Origin of the sequence: Roseburia sp. AM59-24XD, assembly GCF_003478445.1 — a bacterium.
In the GTDB taxonomy this organism is placed as follows: Bacteria; Bacillota; Clostridia; order Lachnospirales; family Lachnospiraceae; genus Jutongia.
This window is the reverse complement of sequence record NZ_QUET01000003.1, coordinates 98,399-122,936: the sequence shown is the minus strand read 5'-3', so window position 1 is coordinate 122,936 and position 24,538 is coordinate 98,399. Positions and strand designations below refer to the sequence as shown.

General features: G+C 44.8%; 25 protein-coding genes and 1 pseudogene. 13 read left to right on the top strand and 13 right to left on the bottom strand.

All coding sequences use genetic code 11. The features are described 5' to 3' along the window. Nucleotides 1–33: 33 nt before the first annotated feature. Nucleotides 34–1,476 carry an aminoacyl-histidine dipeptidase gene (locus tag DXA20_RS02250; RefSeq protein ID WP_118559130.1) on the bottom strand — a complete coding sequence of 481 codons (1,443 nt, stop codon included), beginning with the start codon at nucleotides 1,474–1,476 and terminating at the stop codon, nucleotides 34–36. Then, nucleotides 1,436–3,373, bottom strand: coding sequence for an OPT family oligopeptide transporter (locus tag DXA20_RS02245; RefSeq protein WP_118559129.1), 1,938 nt, complete (start codon nucleotides 3,371–3,373; stop codon nucleotides 1,436–1,438). The genes DXA20_RS02250 and DXA20_RS02245 overlap by 41 nt, the downstream gene beginning before the upstream one ends. A gap of 131 nt (nucleotides 3,374–3,504) precedes the next feature. Between DXA20_RS02245 and DXA20_RS15980 the strand changes: the two genes are divergently transcribed. Then, nucleotides 3,505–3,693: a hypothetical protein gene (locus DXA20_RS15980; RefSeq protein ID WP_147403670.1), complete on the top strand. Its 189-nt coding sequence runs from the start codon at nucleotides 3,505–3,507 to the stop codon at nucleotides 3,691–3,693. 7 nt (nucleotides 3,694–3,700) lie between these two features. Here the strand turns inward: DXA20_RS15980 and DXA20_RS02240 are convergent, their stop codons facing one another. After that, a complete protein-coding gene (locus DXA20_RS02240; protein WP_118559128.1) occupies nucleotides 3,701–4,915 on the bottom strand; it encodes a hypothetical protein in 1,215 nt (404 codons plus the stop codon). Between the two features lie 358 nt (nucleotides 4,916–5,273). On the opposite strand from DXA20_RS02240, the gene DXA20_RS16570 reads away from it, so the two are divergent. The 7 genes from DXA20_RS16570 (at nucleotide 5,274) to DXA20_RS02210 (ending at nucleotide 10,682) form a co-directional block, all read left to right on the top strand. Beyond that, on the top strand, nucleotides 5,274–5,867 hold the full coding sequence (locus DXA20_RS16570) for a hypothetical protein (protein ID WP_243100498.1): 594 nt from the start codon (nucleotides 5,274–5,276) through the stop codon (nucleotides 5,865–5,867). A gap of 11 nt (nucleotides 5,868–5,878) precedes the next feature. Next, the gene (locus DXA20_RS16565; RefSeq protein ID WP_243100497.1) at nucleotides 5,879–6,541 is read left to right on the top strand and encodes a sensor histidine kinase; all 663 of its coding nucleotides are present in this window, start codon (nucleotides 5,879–5,881) and stop codon (nucleotides 6,539–6,541) included. A gap of 49 nt (nucleotides 6,542–6,590) precedes the next feature. After that, on the top strand, nucleotides 6,591–7,298 hold the full coding sequence (locus DXA20_RS02230) for a LytR/AlgR family response regulator transcription factor (RefSeq protein ID WP_118559127.1): 708 nt from the start codon (nucleotides 6,591–6,593) through the stop codon (nucleotides 7,296–7,298). 178 nt (nucleotides 7,299–7,476) lie between these two features. After that, nucleotides 7,477–8,529: a lysylphosphatidylglycerol synthase transmembrane domain-containing protein gene (locus tag DXA20_RS02225; protein WP_118559126.1), complete on the top strand. Its 1,053-nt coding sequence runs from the start codon at nucleotides 7,477–7,479 to the stop codon at nucleotides 8,527–8,529. A gap of 1 nt (nucleotide 8,530) precedes the next feature. Continuing rightward, nucleotides 8,531–9,235, top strand: coding sequence for a CDP-alcohol phosphatidyltransferase family protein (locus DXA20_RS02220; RefSeq protein WP_118559125.1), 705 nt, complete (start codon nucleotides 8,531–8,533; stop codon nucleotides 9,233–9,235). 12 nt (nucleotides 9,236–9,247) lie between these two features. After that, entirely contained in the window at nucleotides 9,248–10,093 is an 846-nt protein-coding gene (locus DXA20_RS02215) for a phosphatidylserine decarboxylase (protein ID WP_118559124.1), read from the top strand. After that, complete coding sequence (locus tag DXA20_RS02210) at nucleotides 10,050–10,682, top strand: phosphatidic acid phosphatase (RefSeq protein WP_147403669.1); 633 nt, start codon at nucleotides 10,050–10,052, stop codon at nucleotides 10,680–10,682. Before DXA20_RS02215 ends, DXA20_RS02210 begins: the two co-directional genes overlap by 44 nt. 19 nt (nucleotides 10,683–10,701) lie before the next feature. On the opposite strand, the gene DXA20_RS02205 is transcribed toward DXA20_RS02210, so the two are convergent. The 6 genes from DXA20_RS02205 to DXA20_RS02180 all read right to left on the bottom strand — a co-directional run bounded on the left by DXA20_RS02205 (nucleotide 10,702) and on the right by DXA20_RS02180 (nucleotide 15,053). After that, nucleotides 10,702–11,334, bottom strand: coding sequence for a hypothetical protein (locus DXA20_RS02205; protein ID WP_118559122.1), 633 nt, complete (start codon nucleotides 11,332–11,334; stop codon nucleotides 10,702–10,704). Between the two features lie 68 nt (nucleotides 11,335–11,402). After that, nucleotides 11,403–11,792 carry a hypothetical protein gene (locus DXA20_RS02200; RefSeq protein ID WP_199877040.1) on the bottom strand — a complete coding sequence of 130 codons (390 nt, stop codon included), beginning with the start codon at nucleotides 11,790–11,792 and terminating at the stop codon, nucleotides 11,403–11,405. A 17-nt stretch (nucleotides 11,793–11,809) separates the two neighbouring features. Further along, nucleotides 11,810–13,789, bottom strand: coding sequence for an AAA family ATPase (locus DXA20_RS02195; RefSeq protein ID WP_158577098.1), 1,980 nt, complete (start codon nucleotides 13,787–13,789; stop codon nucleotides 11,810–11,812). A 29-nt stretch (nucleotides 13,790–13,818) separates the two neighbouring features. After that, the gene (locus tag DXA20_RS02190) at nucleotides 13,819–14,040 is read right to left on the bottom strand and encodes a hypothetical protein (RefSeq protein ID WP_118559120.1); all 222 of its coding nucleotides are present in this window, start codon (nucleotides 14,038–14,040) and stop codon (nucleotides 13,819–13,821) included. Then, nucleotides 14,037–14,618, bottom strand: a complete 582-nt coding sequence (locus tag DXA20_RS02185; protein WP_118559119.1) for a hypothetical protein — start codon at nucleotides 14,616–14,618, stop codon at nucleotides 14,037–14,039. Before DXA20_RS02185 ends, DXA20_RS02190 begins: the two co-directional genes overlap by 4 nt. 15 nt (nucleotides 14,619–14,633) lie before the next feature. After that, the gene (locus DXA20_RS02180) at nucleotides 14,634–15,053 is read right to left on the bottom strand and encodes a hypothetical protein (protein ID WP_118559118.1); all 420 of its coding nucleotides are present in this window, start codon (nucleotides 15,051–15,053) and stop codon (nucleotides 14,634–14,636) included. A gap of 357 nt (nucleotides 15,054–15,410) precedes the next feature. Here DXA20_RS02180 and DXA20_RS02175 point away from each other — a divergent pair, with 357 nt between their 5' ends. Together DXA20_RS02175 and DXA20_RS02170 are read left to right on the top strand one after the other, a co-directional pair. Next, nucleotides 15,411–16,697, top strand: a complete 1,287-nt coding sequence (locus tag DXA20_RS02175; RefSeq protein WP_118559117.1) for an ATP-binding protein — start codon at nucleotides 15,411–15,413, stop codon at nucleotides 16,695–16,697. Between the two features lie 74 nt (nucleotides 16,698–16,771). Continuing rightward, nucleotides 16,772–17,263 carry a hypothetical protein gene (locus tag DXA20_RS02170; RefSeq protein WP_022304961.1) on the top strand — a complete coding sequence of 164 codons (492 nt, stop codon included), beginning with the start codon at nucleotides 16,772–16,774 and terminating at the stop codon, nucleotides 17,261–17,263. Here DXA20_RS02170 and DXA20_RS16485 read toward each other — a convergent pair whose 3' ends face one another. Then, the gene (locus tag DXA20_RS16485) at nucleotides 17,264–17,602 is read right to left on the bottom strand and encodes a hypothetical protein (protein WP_147403668.1); all 339 of its coding nucleotides are present in this window, start codon (nucleotides 17,600–17,602) and stop codon (nucleotides 17,264–17,266) included. On the opposite strand from DXA20_RS16485, the gene DXA20_RS18575 reads away from it, so the two are divergent. From DXA20_RS18575 to DXA20_RS02150, 3 genes are all read left to right on the top strand, one after another. Beyond that, nucleotides 17,583–17,669 (top strand): hypothetical protein, encoded by an 87-nt coding sequence (locus tag DXA20_RS18575; RefSeq protein WP_118559115.1) that lies wholly within the window; start codon nucleotides 17,583–17,585, stop codon nucleotides 17,667–17,669. The two genes, DXA20_RS16485 and DXA20_RS18575, sit on opposite strands and share 20 nt — an antisense overlap. After that, nucleotides 17,669–18,337, top strand: coding sequence for a hypothetical protein (locus tag DXA20_RS02155; RefSeq protein ID WP_118559114.1), 669 nt, complete (start codon nucleotides 17,669–17,671; stop codon nucleotides 18,335–18,337). Before DXA20_RS18575 ends, DXA20_RS02155 begins: the two co-directional genes overlap by 1 nt. Before the next feature lie 153 nt (nucleotides 18,338–18,490). Continuing rightward, nucleotides 18,491–19,042, top strand: coding sequence for a DUF4352 domain-containing protein (locus tag DXA20_RS02150; protein WP_118559113.1), 552 nt, complete (start codon nucleotides 18,491–18,493; stop codon nucleotides 19,040–19,042). 492 nt (nucleotides 19,043–19,534) lie between these two features. On the opposite strand, the gene DXA20_RS02145 is transcribed toward DXA20_RS02150, so the two are convergent. From DXA20_RS02145 to metG, 3 genes and pseudogenes are all read right to left on the bottom strand, one after another. Then, complete coding sequence (locus DXA20_RS02145) at nucleotides 19,535–21,205, bottom strand: RNA-binding domain-containing protein (RefSeq protein ID WP_118559112.1); 1,671 nt, start codon at nucleotides 21,203–21,205, stop codon at nucleotides 19,535–19,537. Nucleotides 21,206–21,373: 168 nt separating this feature from the next. Beyond that, entirely contained in the window at nucleotides 21,374–21,835 is a 462-nt protein-coding gene (locus DXA20_RS02140) for a hypothetical protein (RefSeq protein ID WP_147403667.1), read from the bottom strand. 525 nt (nucleotides 21,836–22,360) lie between these two features. Continuing rightward, nucleotides 22,361–24,345: pseudogene (gene metG / locus DXA20_RS02135) on the bottom strand (methionine--tRNA ligase). Between the last annotated feature and the right edge of the window lie 193 nt (nucleotides 24,346–24,538).

The window sequence follows — 24,538 nt, the reverse complement described above, 5'->3', positions numbered from 1 at the left end:
TCATTTCTGCGACTTACCGCCGCCTGCAACCTTCTACCTTAACCTTCTCAATATCTCAATCACATAATCCCATGTCCTGCGGACACTGTCCACATTCATGGACTCCTTCGGTGTGTGGATATCATCCATATCCGGTCCGAAGGAAACACAGTCAAGACCCTGCAGCTTGCCGGCAAACAGCCCGCATTCCACACCGGCATGAAGAGCCTCAACCACCGGCTTTTCACCATACTGCTCCTCGTAAATCTGTATCATCAGCTCGCGCAGCGGCGAATCCTCACGATATTCCCATGCCGGATATGCTCCCGTACAGGTCACACTTCCGCCAAGCGCCTCCATAAGACACCGGATCCTCTGCACCAGTTCTTCTTTCTCAGTGCCGATACTGCTCCGCACCGAAAAAGAAAACGATACCTCTTCTTCCCGGGTTATCATAATTCCCAGATTCAAGGAAGTCTGTACCAGCCCCGGGATATCGAAACTCATGCGCTGTATGCCCCCCGGCAGATTCACCAGTGCCGCAATGACATCGTCCGTGGAATGCTGTGTCATCGCTCTCTGTCCCATTTTCGTCCCAGTGCTTTCCCACACAAGACGAATCGATGGATCTGTTTGTCTGTACTCATTTTGGTACACCTTCTCCAGCTCGCGAATCACCCGCTCACCGTCTCCGTCCTCGCAGAGAAGCAACGCTGTCGCCTCCCTCGGGATCGCATTGTCCTTCAGTCCGCCGTCCAGACGAAGCAGGCGGAAATGACAGGAATCCTTCAGGGTGAAAAGGGTTCTCCCCAACAACCGGCAGGCATTGGCACGTCCCTTGTCGATCTCTACGCCGGAATGACCGCCCATCAGACCGGTCACCGTAAGGCGGATCTGTTCACCGTCTGTCTGCTCCCACTTCACCGGTAAATGCGCCTCCGCGGTCACGCCTCCGGCACAGCTTACCAGAAGATGTCCCTCATCCTCCGAATCAAGATTTAACATGATGCGGGAACGCAGATCAGAGCAGTCGATCGCGGCAGCTCCAAGCATGCCGATCTCCTCATCCACGGTAAATACCGCCTCTAACGGCGGATGCTGTATTGTCTCATCATCAAGGATCGCAAGCGCATATGCTACCGCAATGCCATCATCACCACCAAGCGTTGTTCCCTCTGCCGAGATTACACTGCCTTCCAGCTTAAGCCGGAGACCTTCCTGTGCAAAGTCAATGTCACAGTCCGCTTCCTTTTCACAGACCATGTCCATATGCCCCTGCAGCATAACCGGTGCCGACTGCTCATACCCTGCCGATGCATCCTTCCATATGATCACATTATTCCATTCGTCCTGACGGTACCGCAGTCCTCTCTGAACCGCAAAGTCCACCAGAAAATCGCTGATCCGCTTCGTGTCGGATGACCCGTGCGGAATTGCACAGATCTGTTCAAACCAGTCAAATACCTCCTTGGGTTCTATCCCCGTTAATACTGCCATGTTTCGCCTCCATTATAAAGTATACCATCGATGCAAGCAGCAGACCAAACGCTGCAAGTCCGCCGATATTGCCAAAAGAAAATCCAATCTGAACCACATCTGCCAGCGAACCGCCATGATACGGTATCACCGCCAGAATCGCCAGTAATATACCAACCAGCCCCTCCCCGGCAATCAGTCCGGAACTGTATAAAATACCTCTGTCAACGCGAAGCTTCTGCCTCCCTCTTTGTTCTTCACTGTCCGCTTTTCGGGACTCTATGATCCGCCGCAGCATACCGCCTGCAAATATCGGTGCTGATAGGTGGATCGGCAGATATAAACCAATCGCGATCGGAAGCACCGGCAGTCCGAGGATCTCGATCACAACAGCCACGAATGCACCGCAAAACACAAGGCCCCACGGAAGTGTTCCTCCCATCACGCCTTCCACCACAAGCTTCATTAATGTTGCCTGCGGCGCCGGCAGCTGCACGGAATTGCCAAAGCCCCACGCTGCATTGAGCAGATACATCACGCCACCGATCGTCAGTGCTGCGACCACTGCACCGATCAGTTCCCCGATCTGCTGCCATAGTGGCGTTGCGCCAACGATATATCCGGTCTTAAGATCCTGCGAGGTATCCCCCGCCATCGCCGCCACAATACATATCACGGTTCCCACGCAGATTGCCGATACCATACCAACGTAGCCGGTCATCCCTGTTCCTTTCAGCAGTGCTGTTGCGATCAGAAGGGTCGCGATCGCCATGCCGGAAACCGGGTTGTTCGACGATCCCACCAGACCGACCATCCTGCTTGACACCGTAGCAAAGAAAAATCCGAAAATCACGACAAGCATCGCCCCAAACAGCCGTACCGGCACCGACGGAAGAAGCCATATCACTACAGCGATCAGCAAAATTCCGGCAAGCACCGCCCCCATCGGAAGCTCCTTCGAGGTACGCAGGGTATCCTGCTCTCCGCCTCCGATCCCTTTCATTGCAGCGGCGAAGGTACGAAGGATCACCGGAAACGTTCTGATCAGACTGATAATACCTCCTGCTGCAACAGCTCCCGCACCGATATAACGGATATAGCTGCCCCAGATATCCCAGACGTCCATCGAAGAGATCGCCTCCATGCCCGGTGCGATCACATTGTCCGCACCGAAAAGCATGATCGCCGGAATCAATACAAACCAGCCAAGCACGCCTCCGGCAAACATATTGGACGCCACGCGGAATCCACAAATAAAACCGACACCGGTCAGTGCCGGCAGTACATCCAGTCCAAATCCCGTCCGCAGCGGACGGATATTCCAGTGAACCCGTGACGGAAATAGCTGCAGTCCCTCCGTAATAAACTTATACAACGCAGAAAGTCCAAGACCTGCAAATACAACCTTCGAACCTGCACCGCCTTCCTCACCGGCAAGCAGCACCTCTGCACACGCCGTCCCCTCCGGGAACGGAAGCGCACCATGCTCCTCCACGATCAATGCACGGCGGAGGGGTACCATAAACAGGACACCCAGCAGACCTCCGCAGACGGATACTGCTGCAATCTCCGTAAAAGAAGGCATCGCAACCTCTGTGCTTTCCTGCGCCCACATAAACAACGCCGGCATGGTAAATATCGCACCCGCCGCCAGGGATTCGCCGGCAGAGCCGATCGTCTGAACCATATTATTCTCCAATATGGAATCCCGCCGCAGAATATACCTTAGGATGCCCATCGACAAAACCGCCGCCGGGATTGATGCCGAAACCGTCATTCCAACACGCAGTCCGAGATATGCATTAGCTGCTCCAAAAACCACTGCCAGCAAAAGACCCAGCATCAACGATACCGGAGTAAATTCCGGCAGCCTTTTGTGCGCAGGAACAACAGGTTTAAAGTTCTTATTCTCGTTCATAACAGACCTCAATTCATAATATAATCTTTATTCAAAACCGTATTTATATTATGCTTGTCCGTAACCTAAAGTATACCACATATTTAAAGCAATGTCATTATACGAAACTTTGCTTTGGGATCATAATTTATTTGATTTATAAACTAAATTGTAAGATATTATATGATAATAGACTCGGAATTTTTTCACAAGAGAATGTATCCCAAAATACGGACACAGTTTCTATCGAGGGACTTGACACGATCCGCAATTATACGGATGACTATGCAGCAATCGGCGGACTGAATGTTTTAGGCGCCCGGGGGCTGGAGATTCCCTGACATTTTACTAATCTACTGCCGCTGTTGCTTCCATCCCCTGCTGTGCCAGCTCTGCCGCAGAAGCGCTTGTGTCAGCCGCTGCCTCCGATGCTGTTCCGGTCATTGCCGTAGTCTCTGTCGTACCGACAGCTTCCGTCATTGCGGCATCAATGGTATTCTGCTCGTTGTCATCGCTCGTTCCGTTCTGCTCATGACGCATCAGATCGATCATTTTCTTTAAATATTCCATATCCGCCTGCAGAAGCTCGTAATTTTCCGACCGGCGGTGTCCGTTCTTTTCCGCCTCGGAAAGCTGCTTTAACCGCTTTTTCATTAACTCCATCTGCTGATCAAGCTTCGCCTTTTCGGAGGTATTCTCCCGTACTGCTTTTGTTTTCTTAATCGCCTCGGTTTTCTGCTTTCTGCCCCGCACCGTACCGTCATCATGCTGCTTATGCATTTCCTCAAGCTTCATATTTACCACCTTTTTGCGGGCTGCACGGATCATCTTGTTCGCGTGATTGACTGCGATCTGAATTTCTTCATCCTTGTATTGTCCGGAGCCTGCTTTTCTCTTGAGGCTTGCCAGCTCTGACTTGGCAGAGCTTAGTGCGTTTCCCGCCTGGATCCGCGTCTTGGCGCGCATAATCGCTGCAGATACTCTTCGGTAACTGTAGGATAATGCTTTCTTGGTATTCGTCTTGTTTTTGGAAGCATTTTTCCGGCTCTCTTGCAGGCGCTTCAGCATGTTCTCCAGATAGGAAAGATCCGATTCCATATCCTGCTCGGAAATATCGTCCCATGGCATAGTTTCCCCGTTCTGATCCTGTTCATCCTCACTCATCGTCAGGTCAGATCCATCACTTGTCTGTCCATTTTTTGACACAGCTCCTGAATGAATAATCGATGTGTTTGTAGACGCAGTGTCCTTCTTCGTGTGTCCGTTTTGGGGTACAGACGTGTCAGTGCCCTTCGTTGTCTTTGCTATTGTCGCCTCGCCCTGTGCGCTTTTTGGCACAGATACATTATACATATCCGCGCCGCCGTACTGCTCACTCAGAAGCTGTGCCACACGGCTTCTGCCGCTGGACACATCGTACTGCACACCGTCCTCTGCCGCAAAGCCGGAAGCAGTCTGACTGTATTCCGCACCCTGCTGCGCACCGTTTGACGCCTGCAGTTTTCTTCCGGCACGCGCACTGCGATATGGTTCGTACATATTTCCTGCAATCATTCCCCGCATCTTCTCATCCTCCCTGACTGAGTCCTTTTTATATACGCCTTTTCATTCACATCCCTGTTCCTGAGTATCAAGCTTACATATGCTTTTTCGCCACCCTCTACAGATTCTTTCACTTATCTTATTCTTCGGTATTTTTCATTAGTTTCTTTAATAAAGAATAAAAGCATAAAATTATGCTCCGGAAATATTGGGTGTGAACAGCGTGTATACAGTGCGAATGGTAACGAGATCCGGTTGTGTTTCCCGGCAAAAACTTTTATAATCATAGCAGACTGATGCAGAATTGCGAAAACCATCCGGCAATAGAGCATTATTCGGGGCATCCGTGTTTTATCACAATAATTATGGGGGAGGCGGTATGATGCTGGTACAGATCCTGTCTGGTATTCACAATTTAACAACCATGCTTTACGGCATCTATATTTCTGCCTTTTTCCTTGGCGTGAAACAGAACCGCCGCAATATCGGTACACTGTTTCTGTTTTCGTGCGGAGAAGGATTATTATATCTGGTCGTATCATTTCTGTACGGCTCGCTTTTTGCCAAGGAGCTTTATCCTTTTGTGATCCATCTCCCTTTGGTGATATTTTTAGTTCTTTATTATCATTACCCGCTGATTTCCAGTCTGACCTCTGTTTTTTCTGCCTATTTGAGCTGTCAGATCAGCACCTGGGTCGGTCTTTTCGCACTCGACCTCACCCGTCAGGATTGGTGCTATTATCTCTCGCGTATTATCACAACGCTTCTGGTCTTTGTGATCCTCAGCCGTTTTGTCTGCCGCACCACGGCGGCAATTTTTGCCAAGGACAAAAGGGAGCTTTGCATTATCGGATTCCTTCCTCTCGTATACTATATCTTTGACTATGCAACAACGAAGTTTTCCAATCTTCTCTATTCCGGCAATAAAGCAGTTGTGGAATTTATGGCTTCGCTTTCTGCATTGCATATTTGATTTTTCTTCTTGTGTATTTTAAAGAATTCGAGCAAAAGCAGGAAATCCGCCAGTACAGCGACCTGATGGAAATACAGCTCATGTCGATCCAGAAGGAGATCGATCAGGTACGGAACAGCCGGCAGGAGCTTTCCATCCTGCGGCACGATATGCGTCATCACCTGAATATGATCCAGACATTTCTGCAAAACGACCCGGAACAGGCGCAGAAATATATTCAGGAGATCAACGACGCCTATGACGACACAGTCATCACGACCTACAGCAAAAACGACACGCTTAATTCCGTGATTTCGATCTACCAGACACGTTTCACGGAAAAGGACCTGCGTCTTGAATGCAATATCCGCACGCAGGCAGAGCTTCCATGCCCGGATATTGCAATTTGTACGATCCTGTCCAATGCGCTCGAAAATGCAATGCACGCACTGGAGCAGTCGTCGGCAGATGATGGCTGGGCAAGACTGACGATCACTCAGAAGAACCACCAGCTTCTTCTAGAAATCGAAAATCCGGTCGACCAGATTCCAAAGTTTGTTGACGGGATTCCCGCTTCTACCCGAAAAGGACATGGCATCGGAGTCAAAAGTATTGTATACTATGTAGAACAGCTGCATGGTCAGTATCATTTTTCCGTTTCCGACCATATGTTTATTCTGAGGATCATCGTGTAAATATCAGAGACATAATGTTTACAGGCAGAGAAAGGAACGCAGGATTTTTATGAAGATAGCAATCTGTGATGACGAGGTACAATTTATCAATACGACTGTCGCGCTATTGGAAAAGTGGGCATCGAAGCATCATGTCGATGTGACTCTTTACCGTTTTTCCAACGGCGATGATCTGATCCGGGCGCACCACACCCACTGCATGGATCTGATCATTCTGGACATCATCATGCCTTTGCTCAACGGTATGGATACCGCGAAGGAGCTGCGTCAGGAGCATCAATCGGTTCCGATCATTTTCCTGACCTCTTCCCGCGAATTTGCCGTGGATTCCTATGAGGTGAAGGCACTCAATTACCTGATGAAGCCGGTCGACCCGGAGAAGCTCTTTGCCGCTATGGATGATTTCACCCAGACTCTGCACCGTGAAAAGGAAACCTTTACCGCCCAGACTTCTTCGGGCTTCTGCCGCATCACGCTGGACGATGTCGATTATCTGGAGGCGCAGAATAAGCTGGTGCAGGTCTGCCTGTCCAACAACACCACCCTTGAGATCCGCGAGCTTTTCTCCCACTGCGAGGAGATTTTCTCTCTGGATGAGGGCTTTTTCAAATGTCACCGCAGCTACATTGTGAATCTGGATCATGTCGATCAGTTCACCAAGACGACGATCCACACGAAAAACGGCACGCAGATCCCTATTTCCCGCAATAATTCTGCGGCGTTTAAGGAGGCATATTTCTCCTATATGTTCCGGTAAATATCCCGGCAGATTCGCCGGAAGCTTTTTTCAGCATGAACCATATGTTTTTCTGATTTTTTTCCTTTATTTTATTGAGAAACGCCAATTCTCATTTATTTTATGTTATAGTTAGTAGGTAACTTGGAAAGCTCATGCTTATTTCCCCATTCAATGAACTACAAACAGGAGCTATTCTATGAAGAACATATTACGTCAAAATATAAATACGCTCATCTGCTGTATCGTGACACTGATCCTTGCCGCATTTACCATTTACGCTGTATTAAAGGGAAGCGGTATTTCCTTAAATGAACTTATCGCAGATCTGCGCGATGCCTCTCTATGGGGTCTGATTCCTGCTTCGATCGGCGCACTGGGATTTATCTGGTTTGAGGGAGAGGCTCTTCGTGTCATTGTCCGACATATGGGATATCCCACAAAACGAACACAGGGCTTTGTCTATGCCGCTGCAGATGTGTATTTTTCTGCTATTACACCGTCGGCTTCCGGCGGACAGCCCGCCAGCGCCTTTTTCATGATGCAGGATAAGATTCCGGGAACTGCTGTAATGACAGCACTTTTGCTGAATCTCATTATGTACACTCTGGCGATCATCACGATCGGCATTGCCGATATTTTACTTTTCCCGGGGATATTTTTAAACTTCAATCTCTTCTGCCGCATCCTGATCATTGCTGGCGGATTGATCCTTACGGGTCTTGGTATTTTATTTTATCTGCTGTTAAAGCGTCAGTCGCTGATACTGGCTGCCGGACGTGGTATTACCGGACTGCTGCGCAGGCTTCACTGCAGCCGGCTCGCCGACCGGATCGAACGCAAGCTCGCATCCTCCATTACCAAATACAGCCAATGTGTGTCTGTTGTATTTAATGGAAAGAAGATGCTCCGGAAGGTGTATCTTCTGAATCTTTGCCAGCGATTATCCCAGATTATCGTCACGCTTTTTTCCTTTCGTGCGATTCATGGGGATCTGCGCAGGCTGCCACATCTGCTAGCAACACAGATCTATGTGGTACTTGGTTCCAATTGCGTGCCGATCCCCGGCGGTATGGGCGTCACCGATTATCTGATGCTCAATGGATACTGCCGGCTGATGACCCGCGATGAGGCTTTCCGTCTGGAGATCTTAAGTCGCGGTCTATCGTTCTACATCTGTATTATTGTCAGCCTGATCGCAGTGATCGCCGGCTACATAATACGTCAGAAAAAATTAAAAATGGAGAAATAAAATGATTGGATTCTATGATTATACTGTGATACTTACTTACCTTTCACTGCTGTCGGGTACAACCGGCATTATGCTCTGCTTAAACGGCGTCGGACATCCTTATCTTGGGATGTTTTTTCTGCTGTTCTCGGGCTTGTGCGACACATTTGACGGCAAGGTTGCAAGAAGCAAAAAGAACCGCACAGAACAAATGAAAAAGTTCGGTATTCAGATCGATTCTCTTTCGGATCTGGTTGCCTTTGGTGTGCTGCCGGCATGCATCGGCATTTCTCTGCTTCGCTATGCGATCCACATTCCCGGACTTTCCGGCTTCACCTGTTATATTTTAAGTAACTACCAGAAGCCTGCTACATATATACTGACCTTCGTCGCTGTTCTTTATGTTCTGGCAGCGATGATCCGTCTGGCATATTTTAACGTGATGGAGGAAGAGGATCAGAATCGCGATGAAAGCGGTGCAAAGATTTATACCGGACTTCCTGTCACATCGGCAGCTCTGATCTTCCCTGCCGTGCTGCTCCTGCATCTTCTGCTGCGGGCTGATCTGACGCTTCTCTATTTCGGAGTAATGATCGTGACCGGATTCTTGTTCCTGTTCCGTTTCCACATTAAGAAACCGCAGAACCGTGGCATTGCAATCCTGATCATTTTTGGCGCCATTGAATTTATTATTTTGATCCTTGCTCTGCTGCACATCAAACGATAGGAGTCTTTCGACATGGACATGCTTGATTTTCTGTATCACACCATTCCGGGCAGAATGCTTTTGAAGCCCCTGACGGCACCGGCTCTGTCCAAACTGTGTGGTCGTTTTCTGGATTCTTCTCTGTCCCATTTTCTAGTCAGACCGTTTATTCAGACAAACAATATCCGGATTGAGGATTACGAGACAGATCATATCCGAAGCTTTAACGATTTCTTCTCCCGCAAGATCCGCGAGGGGCTTCGCCCGGTCGATCCGGATCCGAAACACCTAATTGCACCCTGCGATGGACTTCTGTCCGTGTGGAAGATTGAAAAAGACACCGTGCTTCCGGTGAAGCAGAGCAGCTACACGCTCACCTCGCTTCTCCGCAGCCACAAGCTTGCCCGCCATTACGAGGGCGGTTATTGTCTGGTATTCCGGTTGTGCGTCAATCATTACCACCGCTACTGCTATGTTGATTCCGGTGCCAAAAGCCGCAACCGCCGTATCCCCGGCGTTCTTCACACCGTTCGTCCGGTGGCCCTCGCGAGCCGTCCTGTATTTACCGAGAACAGCCGCGAATATACGCTGATCCGCACGGATCAGCTTGGAACCATTGTGCAGATGGAGGTCGGCGCAATGCTGGTCGGTCGTATCGTAAACCACGAAGGAAAAGGAACGGCTGTCCGCGGCAGCGAAAAGGGCTTCTTCCAGTACGGCGGCTCCACGATCATACTGCTGACGGAGCCCGGAAAGGTTCAGATCGATCCTGCCATTTTAAAGAACTCGTCAACCGGCAACGAAACCCCGGTGAAGCTGGGAGAGGTAATTGGACATGCTAAAGCAAACGAACCCGTTGATACCGAAATATGCAATTAAACCCCTTGCACTTGCACTGCTTGTAAACTCCTGCGTCTACATGGGAATCGCACAGCTACGGCATTTCCTGACATTCTCTTCGCTGGAAACGCCGCTTGATACGGCGCTGCCGTTTCTTGCACCCTTCGTTCTGTTCTATGTCCTCGCCTTCGTACAGTGGGGGCTGAACTATCTTCTGATCGCCAGAGACAGCAAAGAGCTCTGCTACCGCTTCGCCTTCGGCAACATCATCGCAAAGCTCATCTGTCTGTTCTTCTTCGTGTTCCTTCCAACCACGCTCGCACGTCCTGAGGTGACCGGAACTGATCTGTGCAACCGTCTGGTCCGCCTGATCTACACCTTCGACCCACCGGTGAATCTGTTCCCGTCGATCCACTGCCTCGAGAGCTGGTGCTGCATCCGTGCTTCCTTTCTGCTCAAGAAGTCAAACCGCACCTATCAGACCGCCACGCTCATCATGTCCCTGGGCGTGTTCGCGTCTACGCTGTTTATCAAGCAGCATGTGATCGCCGATGTATTTGGAGGGATCGTTGTGTTTGAAGCAGGCTTCCGGCTGGCCGGGAGAATACAAAAAGCTATCCGGCAATGATGTCCATTCTATGTCACCCCTATCCATGCTCACCACCCATATCCTCCTCTGATTCCATCAAAGACCACGGCTCATTTTGTATTCTTTCCAGCGTTTCCTTCTCTTCCCTCATCACTTCTTCCACTGACTCACTCTTCGTTGCCAACGCCAGATATAACTTGTCCATGGCGATACAACAATCGCCGCAAGTCCGTGGCGCTATCGTTCCAAAGCCATAATTAGGCATTGTCTTATATATTCCGTCCGGTCCCGGATAATCCCAGCCCTGCTCAAATGCTTCTTTGCTGGATAAAAACTCTCTTTTTCCGCAACCATTACAGATATGCCAATACCGCTCCGGTAATTTCATTCTAAAATCAATTGTTTGAATGTGCTCCAGAAGCTTAAATCTATACGTGTTCGCACCTGACTGTGTCGATATTTCAAATATATCATTTGAGATGCTGATATCGCCGCAGGCAGTCTGTATTTCGACGGAATGATCTGCCGTTTGGAACCTTATGTATTTCCGGCCCGGGTGTAAATTCTCAGATTCCCATATCGTTAATTGACCGTTTTTGCCAATGTCATTTTTACAGCCATCTATATTTTGCCCAACAGTGACATCCGCTGAAATCAGCACCGCATTATATCCATTAACAAGCTTAGACAAACTATCACCTCCCGGTCTTGTGTATTTCATTGACAGCCAGACAATTGTCTCCGTCTTTTAACACACAATCAATTCTCATAATCCTCTCCCGTTCTGTTTCTACGCAGTTCTTCCATGGTCATCGGTCTGTGATGTGAATCTACAAATGACACTGCCCTCTTTATTGCTTTAACCATCTGGATCTGCTGTTCTGAATATTCTACATGATCCGTCACAATATCTACATGTTCCGGGTCTTGCAAAAGCTCTGCCAAAACATCCTCAAACCTATGAACATGATCCATCTCACCATTATGCATAAAATGATAGATCAAACACATTCCGGAAAACTCTCCTGCAATATAATTAATATCTCCGCTTTCAAGTCCATGACCCGTCTGCACCCTCCAAATGCCGGAATCGTCTTGAACCGGAATATGCTCATTATAATATTTCTGCTCTAATTCATCTTTTTTCAATTTGTCCTCCTTATTCTTCATCCCGCAAACCCTATCCGCTTTTCGTTATTTTTTACAATTTCGTGAATCCTGAAATCCTCCCGTTTCAACCGGCAGATCTCTTCTCTGGAAATGTCTTCTCTGGTCTCCATTTTCAGAATACGCGCAGACTGTTTTATGATCGCCTGGTCCAGAATATTTCTTACATATCTGCCATTTCCGAAGTTGTCTTCTTTTACGGCATTGCAGAAAAGTTCTTTGCAATATTCTTTTGCTTCTTCGTCGATCTGATAGTCCCGTTTTTGGGACATCAACGTTAAAATATCTGTCAATTCCTCCGGTGAATAATCCGGAAATGACAAATGAAACGCAATACGGCTTTTCAACCCCTCGTTCTGTTCGAGAAATGTCTGCATCTTCTCCGAATACCCGGCAAAGATAACGATGACGCTATCCCGGTAATTTTCCATCATCTGCACAACCGTGTTGATTGCTTCCGCACCATAGGTATTACTGCTATCGACCAGTGCATACGCCTCATCAATAAACAGTATGCCTCCCTGCGCCTCCTTAAACTTGTCCTCTACCATGCGGGCTGTCCACCCAACATACTTGGCAACAAGATCCTGTCTTCCACACTCCACAAACCGCCCGCTGCTGATCGCAGACTCCTCTTTTAAAATCTTGCACAGAAGTCTCGCCACGGAGGTCTTGGCAGTCCCGGGATTACCGGAAAACATCATATGAAAAGAGGCTCCCTGCGTATTTAAGCCCATTCGCTCTCTCGCCCGGACAACTTTTGATGCCGCAATGATCTCATCAATCACTGTTTTTACCTCTGTTAATCCGATCATTTCCTGCAAGGTGTCGTATGGTTTGTTGGGAACCCTTGTCACTTCCACCTGAAAACTTTTCTTCTCCCGATACGCCCTATACACATGGGTCTTGAGCCCACTTCCATACCATGCATTGTACGCATTAAATATGTCTGTCACGGAATAAGTTTCTGCCTCTGCAAGATAATCATACACATCACTTTTATCTTCTGTCCCAAAATCCACCTGCTCCACAAGCTCTGTCAGGTAATTTCGGGCATCCTGCAAGGTTCCTGTTCCCTCTGTAATCTGTATAATATCAGCCTTTTTCAAAATGTTATCGATCGCATCATCGTCATTTAGCGATTTGCCGGTGATCTCTACGAATATGAAAAGGGTATCCTTTTTCTGCTTCTCCAGAATCTCACCGGTACGCTTTGTAAACTCATGAAAATCCGTTGCGAAACACCCCATTCCCTCATTGCTTTTCGATTCAATGATCACCGTCCCGCCTTCTCCCGCTTTTATCACCTTCTGATAGCGACTGTCTTTATAACCTTTTCGCTGTACTTCCCGAAACAGAGTAATGCGGTTTGATATAAGTCTTTTATTATTGTACAACGCTTTGATCAAAAGTTCATAAATATCTTCAGCCGCTCCCCACGCCCCTGCGCTGATCAGATAATGTACCGGATGCCCCTTATAAATTTGCTGATTTTCCGGTGAATAGATCCTGTCCAATTCTTCGTACAGACTCGAAGAGCCCAATATCTCATGGGCTCTCTGTCTGCACTCCTCCAAAGTCAGCGTTTGCTCCTCTAGAATTTTCTCTTCAACACGAAACGGGAAAGGATCGTAGAGCGGTTCTCTGAATTCAATTCCAAATTTTTCGAAAAGCACACTGTATCTTGTCATGTAGCAGGTGTTGTCCACGGCATATTTATACGCTTCAATGGTAATCTCCTCTTGATGACTAAGCTCCCATTTGCATTTATCAGACTCCGGATGCACAACCTCTTCCAGTTTGAACTTATGCATGTTGCGCACGGAACCGGCTACATATATGTCCATTTCCATGGTCGCAATATCAAAGTCTGTGATAGATGCTACATAGTCATTGCAACCCTTGAGATATTGGTTCACGCTGTTCACATTCTTTTCATCAATGCCGGAACGATCACAGCCCAGCTCTTCCTGATGCATCCGCATCCACTCCGGTGTACTAAAATTAGTTAATTCATGGGGAGATTATACAGTGGGAAATGATCACTATATGCTCCAAGCTCACTATTATAATCACAAACGCTGAACATTATCTCTAGATCCGTTGCCCCATAAATTTCCTTTGCACTAATAGAGAACGCCAGATGGTCAATGGGCTCTTCTTTAAAAAAAGCGTTCTTCACGGTCGGGAAACCCCAGTCATCCATAATGTAACCATCTTTTCTGATCATCGATATATTCTCCCCGTCCCGTCCTTCCTGAGGTCTCCCCCCAGTATTACATTCGATTCCCTGTGTTCGTGTAAAAATTCATGTAATAACCGCCACTGTCTTGCGTGCAAACGCTTTCTCTCCTGAATGTACCAGCTGGCTTGATTCCGGAAGTTCTGAATCTGTACTACGTGAGCATTAATGATATATGTTCGAACCCCATCGATTTCTGCCACTACGCAGCATGTGCGGCTCGGAAGCTGCTCATCCACCTGGAATAGCTTATAGCTGCCAAGAACATCCTTCCGGATGAGCGTTACCGAAAGAATAGATCGGGAATGTCTGTGATAATCGAACCCAGCAGGTAAAACAACTGTATAGTCTTTGAAATACTCTTCAAGCAAATCTATGTACTTTCGATCCCTGCCCCCTATCATCTCTTGCAGCATGATAATGATTGGCTGCTGATCCGAAAATGCGATTTCCTGCGATACTTTTGCAAGTTTCTGTCCAAACGAGATGTCTTTCCGTATCGGGAGCCAGCCGTTTAAGTTAAATGTTACAATCAGTTTGTCTTTGAATATGCTTAAATTTTCCATATATATTACCTCCATCTACATAATATTTGCCAAATCCATACTTTCCAGTATTGTCTTTCCCGTTTCCTTCATATACTCTTGAGCACACACCGCCACTCTGCACAGCTCCTCAACTGTCTCGCTGCCCGTCATCTGCGTATCATCCATTAAAATTCTGGTCAGTATTTTAATAGAATAATCGTATCGAGGCCACTGTTTCAATTTTAATTCCTGCATGAGAACAGGTGCGAACTGCTTATGTAATTCTGAATATTTTGGCATCGCCTGGAGTACAGAAGCATAAGTCTTGGCATAATCGCTGTTCTCCTCCGAATCCATTCTATCAAGCCTGCCACTGCAGCCATTTCCTCGATCGCCATACTCCGAGAAGCCAAATGCGTGCGGATATTTGATTAATATCTGGATGCTTTTTTTGATTTCTTCAATGTCCTTCATAAATAAAATCCCTCCTCAACCGCTAAGTTATAATGATATTGTGATGCTCGTCCTATAATGTTTACACTCTGAGCCTACCATAATTTTCAAGCAATGTCAACCATAAAATGTATTCTTTGTATTCTTATTATCATTTTTAGTGAATTTATACTTACATCATTGTTCATTTATTATTTATACCTTCTGTACAAGACAAAATGTTTCCGCAGATAAGAACCAGACATTTTCCATTTAAAAGTTAGGGGGAAATGCACCCAACTTTTAAATATACAATTGATTTTGCAGACCATAGTTGGTATAATGAATTAAAAGTTAGGGGATAATACACCTAAATTTTAAATGAAAGGTGGTTGAATAATGCAAGAAATAAAAAGAGACACCTATTTACAACGGTTGATCGACAAAAAAGAGAACGGTCTTATCAAAGTGATAACCGGTATCAGAAGGTGCGGCAAAAGCTATTTGCTGTTCTATCTCTATCATGATTATCTAATTTCACAGGGAATCGAAGAAAATCAGATTCTTCAAATTCCTCTTGATGATGATATGTTTACGCAATACCGCGACCCGGCAGAGCTGTCGAAATATATACGTTCAAAAATCGTTGAGCATAAAATGAACTATATTTTCATTGATGAAGTCCAATATGCCATCTCAAATAAAGAATTGAAAAATCTGGATGAAGTCAAATTGTACAATGTACTTAATGGACTTTTAAGGCTTCGGAATGTTGATATTTATGTCACCGGCAGTAACTCGAAGCTTCTCACAAAAGATGTTCTGACCGCATTTCGAGGTCGAGGAGATGAAGTAAGGGTATATCCACTTTCCTTTAAAGAGTATTACAATTTTGTTGGCGGTGATAAATCAGAGGCTTATGAGGAGTATGCAATGTATGGAGGGATGCCACTGACTTTATCAAAGAAAAATGACATGGAAAAAATGCAATATCTCCGGAGTCTTTTTGATGAAGTTTACTTTAAGGATATCAGCGAGAGATACGATATCGAACTAAAGGACGTGCTTGAGGAATTGACGGATGATTTATGTTCTTCAATCGGTTCATTGACAAATTCTTCTAAAATCGCAAGAACACTGCAATCGGTAAAACAAATTAAGGTTTCATCAAATACAATTTCAAAGTATTTAGATTATCTTGTTGAGTCATTTCTGTTTCAAGTGGCCAAAAGATATGATGTTAAGGGCAAAAAATATTTTGAATATCCATCCAAATATTATTGTACCGATATCGGATTACGGAACGCCAAATTAAATTTCCGTCAGCAGGAAGAAACACATATAATGGAAAACATTATGTACAATGAATTGTTATGCCGGGGATATTTCGTTGATGTCGGTGTTGTAGAATTTGTCAACACAAAAAATGGCAAAAAATCAAAAACACAGGTTGAAATAGATTTTGTTGTGAACGCCGGCTCCAAAAAATATTATATTCAGTCTGCATTAAATCTTTCCGATGACGAAAAAATGAATACAGAACTTAGACCATTAAAGAATACAAACGATTTTTTCAAGAAAATAATTGTTTCAAAAACATCCATGAAACCCTGGACGGATGAAGACGGAATCCTTCACCTGGGTTTATACGAGTTTTTGCTGAATGATCATTCGCTTGATTTATAAAAATGCCCTTCCCTGAGCTCTCCCGACAGAGCAAATATGATTCAGAATATTTACGAGAAAGGATATACCTAATTATGATAAATTATTATTTAGAGCTTTCCATGGCAGACAAGAAGCTGCCTATCACTGAAAGAATGCGCGATGAGCTTTGCGAATGCTGCAAGCAGGCAAGCAACACGGTAGTGGCCCGCCGCGAGAAAAGAACATATTCCATTATCGGACGTAAGGACGAATATACGCTGTATATGACTCTGACCAGCCGAAACGAGGTTCTGCCGAACCGCTCACTTTCCACGCTGACGCGCCGCGTAACCGCGAACGAATACATGAAGAAACTTTTGGTTGGACACACTCCCAATGGCAGTGTTTTCCGATCCACCTTACTGGAAGAAGACCCTATTTCCAAGAAAATCGCCTATAAATCGGATACAGAAATCGTCAGTGAGATTATTTCGATTTTCTTTGAAAAAACGATGTCTGAGAAGAAAAATGCACTGGCAAATGCCGCTGCAGAAGACATCCGCAGCATTGTATTAAAATATCTGAACGATAAGAAAGCACTGTGATCAGCTTTGCCCATTTAATGTCGCAAGTCCATACCGGAACAACTCATCGTTGAGCCGGTCCAGATCATAGATCTGATTATTGATATAGGTCGCAATAATGATATCTCTGGTATCCTTCACATATAGATCGCGATGTCCGTAATTTTCCAGCACGCGTCTGACCAGCTTTCGATCCATCCCGGCAGCAATGCACAGGATCAACACAATATCCCGGGATGGATTTGTCTTGACGCCACCCAGAATATCGTAAACATACGACTTTGATATCAGCCCCCGGCTGCCGCCTATCGTCCACCGCGACATCAAGCCATCCAATATTATGATCAGTAATGACGGCATTGTAAAACTGATCGACTTTAACGCCGCCAAGGAATTTGATCAGTCCCAGATTGAGGACACACGCTGATGGGTACCAGGAAATTTGCGGCACCGGAGCAATATGGCTTCGGGCAGTCCGATCCGCGCACCGACCTTTATGCCCTTGGTGTCACCATGTATTATCTTCTGACGAAAGATTACCCGGACAGCGGTCTGTATCACGGTCCTCTGGAACCGGTCATCCGGAAATGCATTGCCTTGGACCGTTCCGAGCGTTATCCGGATGCTGCCGCTCTGCGTGCAGAACTTTTGAAATACACTGACCCAAATATGGTACAGACAACCACGGAAACTGCAAAATCCGTTGACAATGATTCTGATTCCTCCGGCAATATTTTCACAAAACATTTTTATTCCTATCGCGAAAAGCTTCCGGTTGGTTTCCGTTCCGGCGTTATCTGGAAAATGCTCACTGCTGTTTGGGGATACCTGTTTATTTTCTGGCTTTGCCGCTCCATGACCACAACGGCATCGGACGGCTCCAGTATGACGGGCTATCCGCTGTTCGTAAACCGCGCAGGCGCATTTCTGATGCTGATCGGAATTGTTTACTTCCTCGGCAATTACTGTCATGTCCGCGATCAGCTTCCATTCATGCAGCGAAGCCGCGCGCTGCACTGGATCTTAACCGTGGTATATCTTTTCATTTATTGTATCCTCATGTTCTCGCTTGTCTTTTTTCTCGGCGGCGAATAGCAGCACCGATATTCCGCTCACGGGCGGACGCCTTTTATAACCTACCTCTTTAAACTAGAGTGGAGACAACTGTTTTGCTTAGGATCAATTCACCGGAAGCAATCCGTGGCATCAGTTGGATTTCCGAAAGCTCAAAATAAGGAGGTACATACAATGAAGGGAAAATGGAAATGGGTTGTTATCGTTCTGATCGCAATCGTTGTCATCGGCAGTCTCGCCGGCGGAAACGACTCGGATGAACCAAAGAAAACCGGAGAAGTTTCTTCCTCCGGCACAACAAAATCAACCGGCACAAGCAGAAAAAAATCCAAAAAGAAAAACAAATTTCACGTCGGCGATATCGTCGAGACAACGGATTTAAAGATCACCTTTATTTCGGCAAAAAAGTACAAATGCAAGAATCAATTCATGCAGCCGAAAAAGGGACACATCTATTACCGCATGGAGTTTGAATTTGAAAACAAGGGGGACACCGATCAGACCATCTCCAGCATGACATCGTGGAACTGCTACGCCGATGGATATGCTGCCGATGCTGCATACGCCGTTGCGGACGATGAAATTGACGCCACAATCTCCCCGGGCAATAAGGCGACCGGCGCTGTTTACTACGAAATTCCCAAGAACTCCAAAAAGATCACACTGGAATTTGAAACGAATTTCTGGTCGCAGGATAAGATTGTATTTGTTTCGAAAAACAAATAACAACCATATGATGCAAGGGCAAGAGTCAGATGCAGATAGCAATGACGCTGCTATGGCATCATATTACGATTCATATAAAGCCCCTCTCTGCCTGAGGGGTTTCTATCATGTATGTACTAAAACTAAAAACTCGCCGAAGCGAGTTTAAGTCGTCAATAATATCACACACTGTGATGCCAAAAAGCGATTTGAATAAATTTTTATTTGAACTTATGATGTAGTTAATATATGGTACTTCCCCCTACTTATTCTAATAATTTTTTGAGTTTGTCGCATTTTTTTGCCAACAACTCTTTATAATTTCTTCTCCACTTTCTGCAATTTGTCCAGCAATGGAAACTAAATATTCCATCTTGGACTAATTTTGAACTATCTTAGACTAATTTTGAGCTAATTACGTTTATTAGTCCTTAGAAAAGTCCTTATTTTTCGGCATTCTTCGTTAAGCACTTAAACTAAATCGTTTTTCTTTAGCTAAATTAGTTCAAACATTTATTTTTTCAAATACCATCTTGCAGCATGTCCAACGCCGTCAACATCCGCAATACCTTCTCGCTTCATAGCCTGAAGAATATTAGATACTTTCTTGGACTGTTGCTTATCGCTCAAAACTGCCGACAATGATCCTGACAGAACCTCCTTCAGCTCGCCAGCACTAGCTCTCCCCATTGTATCTAATGCATTAATTATTAATTGTTTGTACACATCATTTTTTAATCCTTTGTTTCTAACATACTCCGTCTGTTGTCCTACAATATTAGCAACCTTATACGAAACATAAATATTAGGATATCTTCCTTCTACCAATTTTCGTTTCTTTAACTGTGCAAAACTTTCTTTTGAAATAACCTCTTTCTTCTGTACTTTATCAAGCAAAAACACAGTCGATAAATCCAAGTCGGCGTTTGCATGTAACAGTTGAGTATAATTTTTATCTAATATCTTTCCATAAAGTGAAACTTTCACCCGGTTAGGATCACTCAAGTCATAGGTTGGTAATGGAAAACATTTTTCTTTTTGAATCTGATACATCATAGGAATTCCCATGGAATTTGTATCAATCATATATAAGTTTACCATCGCCTTGCACAAAAAAGTATTTCTATAATATGGTGGTTTATAACCCTCTTCCAAAGTTTTTTCTACAGTTTCTGGAATAAAATTTCCTTCATTAATAAAAACTAGTCGATCTTCAAATTCTTCTAAATTAATTTTCCCACGTAACTGATAATTGGAATGAGCAATACAATTGTTCAAAACCTCTTTTACAACATCCGCTTCATATTGATAAGTTTCATCCGGAAACAATGTTTGCTGTCCAGCAATATATCTATACTTTTCGTTTCGAATCTTCGAATAAACCTTATCAACTGCTAGTAGTAATGGCATATCAAAATGCTCATATGCTTTCACTGTTCCATTTCCATTATATAAAGTCCATGTGATTCTAGGTATAAATCCATCAAAAAGGTATGACGATTCTTCCTTGCCCAATAAAATCAAAGCAGTATTAGTTATCCTTCCCTTAATCAGAATTCCTGCCTTATTCAACATCTCAATATCACTCATCTTTAACAGCATATCTGTTGACTTTTTAGATGCATTCTGCTTTCTTATAAAAAGTTTTCTCGCATAAGAAACAGCTTCCGGATCTAAATCTTCAAATGTAGCACCTTCCACTATCTCTTTAGACCAATCTATCCCTACCTGGCTCCTTATTAAATCAACCTTATCCATAGGAAGAGGACATGTACTCTCGTCCTCTCTTGCATAAGCAGCCCCATTCCAAGTAGTTGGAATTCCTCTTGTTGCAGGAGGTATCTGAAAAGCTACTATACGATGTCCATCCATAATTAATTCATATATTTCCATAAAAGTAGCTCTTTCATTTGTCCCTCCAACAATCTCTTTTTTTAGATGCTGAAGATTTCCATCCTGACGATAAGCAGAACCCACTATTTCTTTATTATTTGTCACTCCAAAAATTAGCCAGGCTTCTTTCAAGCCACGTATATTTGCTTCATTACCTAACGCCGAAAAATATTTTCCAATATCTTTAAACGAATAATTTGTACGTGCTTCCTTGAATTCAACAACCTCATCTTCAAAGTCAACTATCATTTTTCGAATCTTTTTTACCAATTGCTGATCTGTATATATCATGCTATTTCCTTTCTTCCTTAAGCTAATTTGATTATATTCTGCTCCTGCTATTCCTCTTCTAATGGTTTCCAGCTATCATCAATCATATCTTCCACGTACTCTACCATCAGTTTAAAACTGGATTTCAATCAAAAAGCATATCTTTAAACTTCACACAATCCGCAACCCCTAATACAGCCATAGAATGTTATTTTTCTGAATCTCATCAAGATATTCAGGGTCGAATACAAGTACTTCTTTGTAATGTTTTTTGTATGCAACTTTTAATATTTTTTTCTTATCATCCCTTACTAAAGTATAGAAACATCCCATTCTACAAAATCCTAAATCAACGCCTTTTTCCAAATCAACCTTTATGTCAATATAGTTATTTCCAACCCATTCAACCCAATTTTGACCATTTTGAGGATAACGAACCCGCACAGTGTCTTTACCTCTTAGATTATTATACCTTTTAAAGTATTCCCGATACAATTTTTCTCGATCACCCAAAATTTCTTTTAACTTTTCCCATACAAATTGCTCATTAATATTTAAATGTATATTTTGAGCATAATTAAACCAATTTTCTAAAATGCTATTAGCCAATCGAAAAATAAATTCAATATCAAAAAAATCAAATAATTCCACAAAAAATACAATCATAAAATCATAGTAAAACGTATCTATAATACAATCATCTAGAAGCAGATAACATCTCTCTATCGAGTTTAGTTTAAGAATTTTATAAGCAAAGGAATCAGAACTGATTCCGATATCATTGCATGCTTTCTTTACGGATTTTTCCCACAATTTCCTTTTTATATTTTTGTTTCATATGATTCCATAAATCATCTAAATATGTTTGTATTTTGCTTTATTTTCATTTTTGTAGCTATCCTTTCCGCCTGAATTATTATCTTTATGATAATTATCTTCCAACATATCTTATAACGCAAGACTTTTTTGATTATATTTGTTATTGCTTAGAAATTTTTTGTATAATGCAAGGCATTGATCCAATTTTTATGATATATATCGCGACATTTTCGGAAAATATTTCGTAAAGATCGGTTTGAAAAGCCCCTCAACGGCGCACAAAAGCCCCTCACCATCCGGTAAGGGGCTCCTGATTTCACCTGTATTCCAACAAACGAAACTATTCGTTCTAAATCTCTAGCAGATCTCTGCGCCTGCCGGCATATTCTTCTCCGGTGTTACCAGTGCGAGATTGCCGTCGGCATCCTCTGCGCAAAGCAGCATTCCCTCAGACAGAACGCCTGCGAGCTTCGCCGGCTTTAAGTTGACGAGAACCATAACCTTCTTGCCAACCATTTCCTCTGCGGAATAGTGCTGTTTGATTCCGGATACGATCTGCTTTACCTCACTGCCGATACGCACCTGGGAGCACAGAAGCTTCTTGGACTTCTTGACTTCCTCACAGGCGATGATCTCACCAACCTGAAACTGCATCTTTGTGAAATCGTCGAATGTGATCTCCGGCTTTGCCTCGATGTCGATGACGTTTTCCTCGGTCTCTGCAGCACTGCCGTTTGCAACAGCCTGAGCCTTCTGGATCTCCTCAGCCTTTGCCTTTACCTCGTCCATGTCAAGACGGGCAAACAAAATCTCCGGCTTGTCGGTTACCTTTGTGCCATTGACATAACCACCGAAATGATCCATCTCCTCCAGTGGACGCTTTGTGGCACCGATCTGTGCAAGGATACGGTCTGTGGTATCCGGCATAAATGCTTCCAACAGCTTGCGCCGATAGTAATGCTCTCTAACAGATTGTAGAGTACGGTAGAGAGACGATCCTTCTTTGCCTCGTCCTTTCCAAGGATCCAAGGCTCTGTCTCGTCGATATATTTGTTACATCTCTTGAAGATTGTAAATACTTCTGTGATCGCATCAGCCACACGAAGCTTATCCATCTTCTCCTCAACCTTCTTCGGTGCTGCAAGAATGACAGCCTTAAGATCGTCGTCAACCGGCTCGGCAACACCCTTGTCCTCAGCAACACCGCCAAGGTATTTATTGGTCATGGAGATCGTACGGTTTACAAGGTTACCAAGTGTATTGGCAAGGTCGGAATTCATACGCTCTACCATGAGTTCCCATGTGATAACACCATCGTTCTCGAATGGCATCTCATGAAGTACGAAATAACGGACAGCATCTACGCCAAACATATCTACAAGATCGTCCGCATAGATTACGTTTCCTTTGGACTTACTCATCTTGCCTTCGCCCTGCAGCAGCCATGGATGACCAAATACCTGCTTCGGAAGCGGCTCACCAAGTGCCATGAGGATGATCGGCCAGTAAATCGTATGGAAACGGATGATATCTTTTCCGATCAGGTGAAGGTCTGCCGGCCAGAACTTCTTATAAAGATCTTCGCCGTTCTCATCAAGGCGGTTGTCACCGTCTACGTCATAGCCAAGTCCTGTGATATAGTTGCTGAGTGCATCCAGCCATACATATACGACATGATCCGGATCAAAATCTACCGGAATTCCCCACTTAAAAGAGGTTCTGGATACACAGAGATCCTGCAGTCCCGGAAGAAGGAAGTTGTTCATCATCTCGTTCTTACGTGACTCCGGCTGGATAAACTCCGGATGTGTATTAATATGCTCGATCAGGCGGTCAGCGTACTTGCTGAGCTTCAGGAAGTATGCCTCCTCCTTTGCCGGCTGGCACGGACGTCCGCAATCCGGACACTTGCCATCTACCAGCTGAGACTGTGTAAAGAAGGACTCGCAAGGTGTACAGTACATGCCTTCGTAAAATCCCTTGTAAATATCGCCCTGATCATAAAGCTTCTTGAAGATCTTCTGTACCTGCTTCTCATGATCCTCATCCGTGGTACGGATAAAACGGTCATAAGACGTATTCATCAGATCCCAGATTGATTTGATCTGTCCTGAGACATCATCTACGAACTTCTTCGGTGTAACTCCTGCTTCCTCTGCCTTAAGCTCGATCTTCTGACCGTGCTCGTCCGTTCCTGTCTGGAAGCGTACATCGTATCCCTGCTGTCTCTTGAAGCGCACGATACTGTCTGCCAGAACGGCTTCGTATGTGTTACCGATATGCGGTTTTCCTGACGTATACGCAATCGCGGTTGTCAGATAAAATCTCTTTTTCTCTGCCATCTACTGTCCCTCTTTTCCTAAAATTCTAATTACCCTATCTTATTTACTTTAGTATTCCTCCCCCGATTTGTCAACCGTTCCGGGGAATTTGACTGTGTTAATTTGCTGCTTGTCCAATCCGCAGTATTCTTCCACTATCTGCCATGATCGAATTTGACTGTGTTAATTTGCCACTCGTTCCGTTCCGGTCATG

What these genes read in the sequence shown, in the direction of transcription:
- DXA20_RS02225 (WP_118559126.1), top strand. Translation starts at nt 7,477, where the DNA reads ATGAAGAACATATTACGTCAAAATATAAATACGCTCATCTGCTGTATC.
- DXA20_RS02195 (WP_158577098.1), bottom strand. Translation starts at nt 13,789, where the DNA reads ATGCATCAGGAAGAGCTGGGCTGTGATCGTTCCGGCATTGATGAAAAG.
- DXA20_RS02185 (WP_118559119.1), bottom strand. Translation starts at nt 14,618, where the DNA reads ATGGAAAATTTAAGCATATTCAAAGACAAACTGATTGTAACATTTAAC.
- DXA20_RS02245 (WP_118559129.1), bottom strand. Translation starts at nt 3,373, where the DNA reads ATGAACGAGAATAAGAACTTTAAACCTGTTGTTCCTGCGCACAAAAGG.
- DXA20_RS02175 (WP_118559117.1), top strand. Translation starts at nt 15,411, where the DNA reads ATGCAAGAAATAAAAAGAGACACCTATTTACAACGGTTGATCGACAAA.
- DXA20_RS02210 (WP_147403669.1), top strand. Translation starts at nt 10,050, where the DNA reads ATGCTAAAGCAAACGAACCCGTTGATACCGAAATATGCAATTAAACCC.
- DXA20_RS02240 (WP_118559128.1), bottom strand. Translation starts at nt 4,915, where the DNA reads ATGCGGGGAATGATTGCAGGAAATATGTACGAACCATATCGCAGTGCG.
- DXA20_RS02230 (WP_118559127.1), top strand. Translation starts at nt 6,591, where the DNA reads ATGAAGATAGCAATCTGTGATGACGAGGTACAATTTATCAATACGACT.
- DXA20_RS02150 (WP_118559113.1), top strand. Translation starts at nt 18,491, where the DNA reads ATGAAGGGAAAATGGAAATGGGTTGTTATCGTTCTGATCGCAATCGTT.
- DXA20_RS02250 (WP_118559130.1), bottom strand. Translation starts at nt 1,476, where the DNA reads ATGGCAGTATTAACGGGGATAGAACCCAAGGAGGTATTTGACTGGTTT.
- DXA20_RS02180 (WP_118559118.1), bottom strand. Translation starts at nt 15,053, where the DNA reads ATGAAGGACATTGAAGAAATCAAAAAAAGCATCCAGATATTAATCAAA.
- DXA20_RS16485 (WP_147403668.1), bottom strand. Translation starts at nt 17,602, where the DNA reads ATGCCGTCATTACTGATCATAATATTGGATGGCTTGATGTCGCGGTGG.
- DXA20_RS02215 (WP_118559124.1), top strand. Translation starts at nt 9,248, where the DNA reads ATGGACATGCTTGATTTTCTGTATCACACCATTCCGGGCAGAATGCTT.
- DXA20_RS02220 (WP_118559125.1), top strand. Translation starts at nt 8,531, where the DNA reads ATGATTGGATTCTATGATTATACTGTGATACTTACTTACCTTTCACTG.
- DXA20_RS18575 (WP_118559115.1), top strand. Translation starts at nt 17,583, where the DNA reads ATGATCAGTAATGACGGCATTGTAAAACTGATCGACTTTAACGCCGCC.
- DXA20_RS02170 (WP_022304961.1), top strand. Translation starts at nt 16,772, where the DNA reads ATGATAAATTATTATTTAGAGCTTTCCATGGCAGACAAGAAGCTGCCT.
- DXA20_RS02190 (WP_118559120.1), bottom strand. Translation starts at nt 14,040, where the DNA reads ATGATCAGAAAAGATGGTTACATTATGGATGACTGGGGTTTCCCGACC.
- DXA20_RS02155 (WP_118559114.1), top strand. Translation starts at nt 17,669, where the DNA reads ATGGGTACCAGGAAATTTGCGGCACCGGAGCAATATGGCTTCGGGCAG.
- DXA20_RS02145 (WP_118559112.1), bottom strand. Translation starts at nt 21,205, where the DNA reads ATGATATATACAGATCAGCAATTGGTAAAAAAGATTCGAAAAATGATA.
- DXA20_RS16570 (WP_243100498.1), top strand. Translation starts at nt 5,274, where the DNA reads ATGATGCTGGTACAGATCCTGTCTGGTATTCACAATTTAACAACCATG.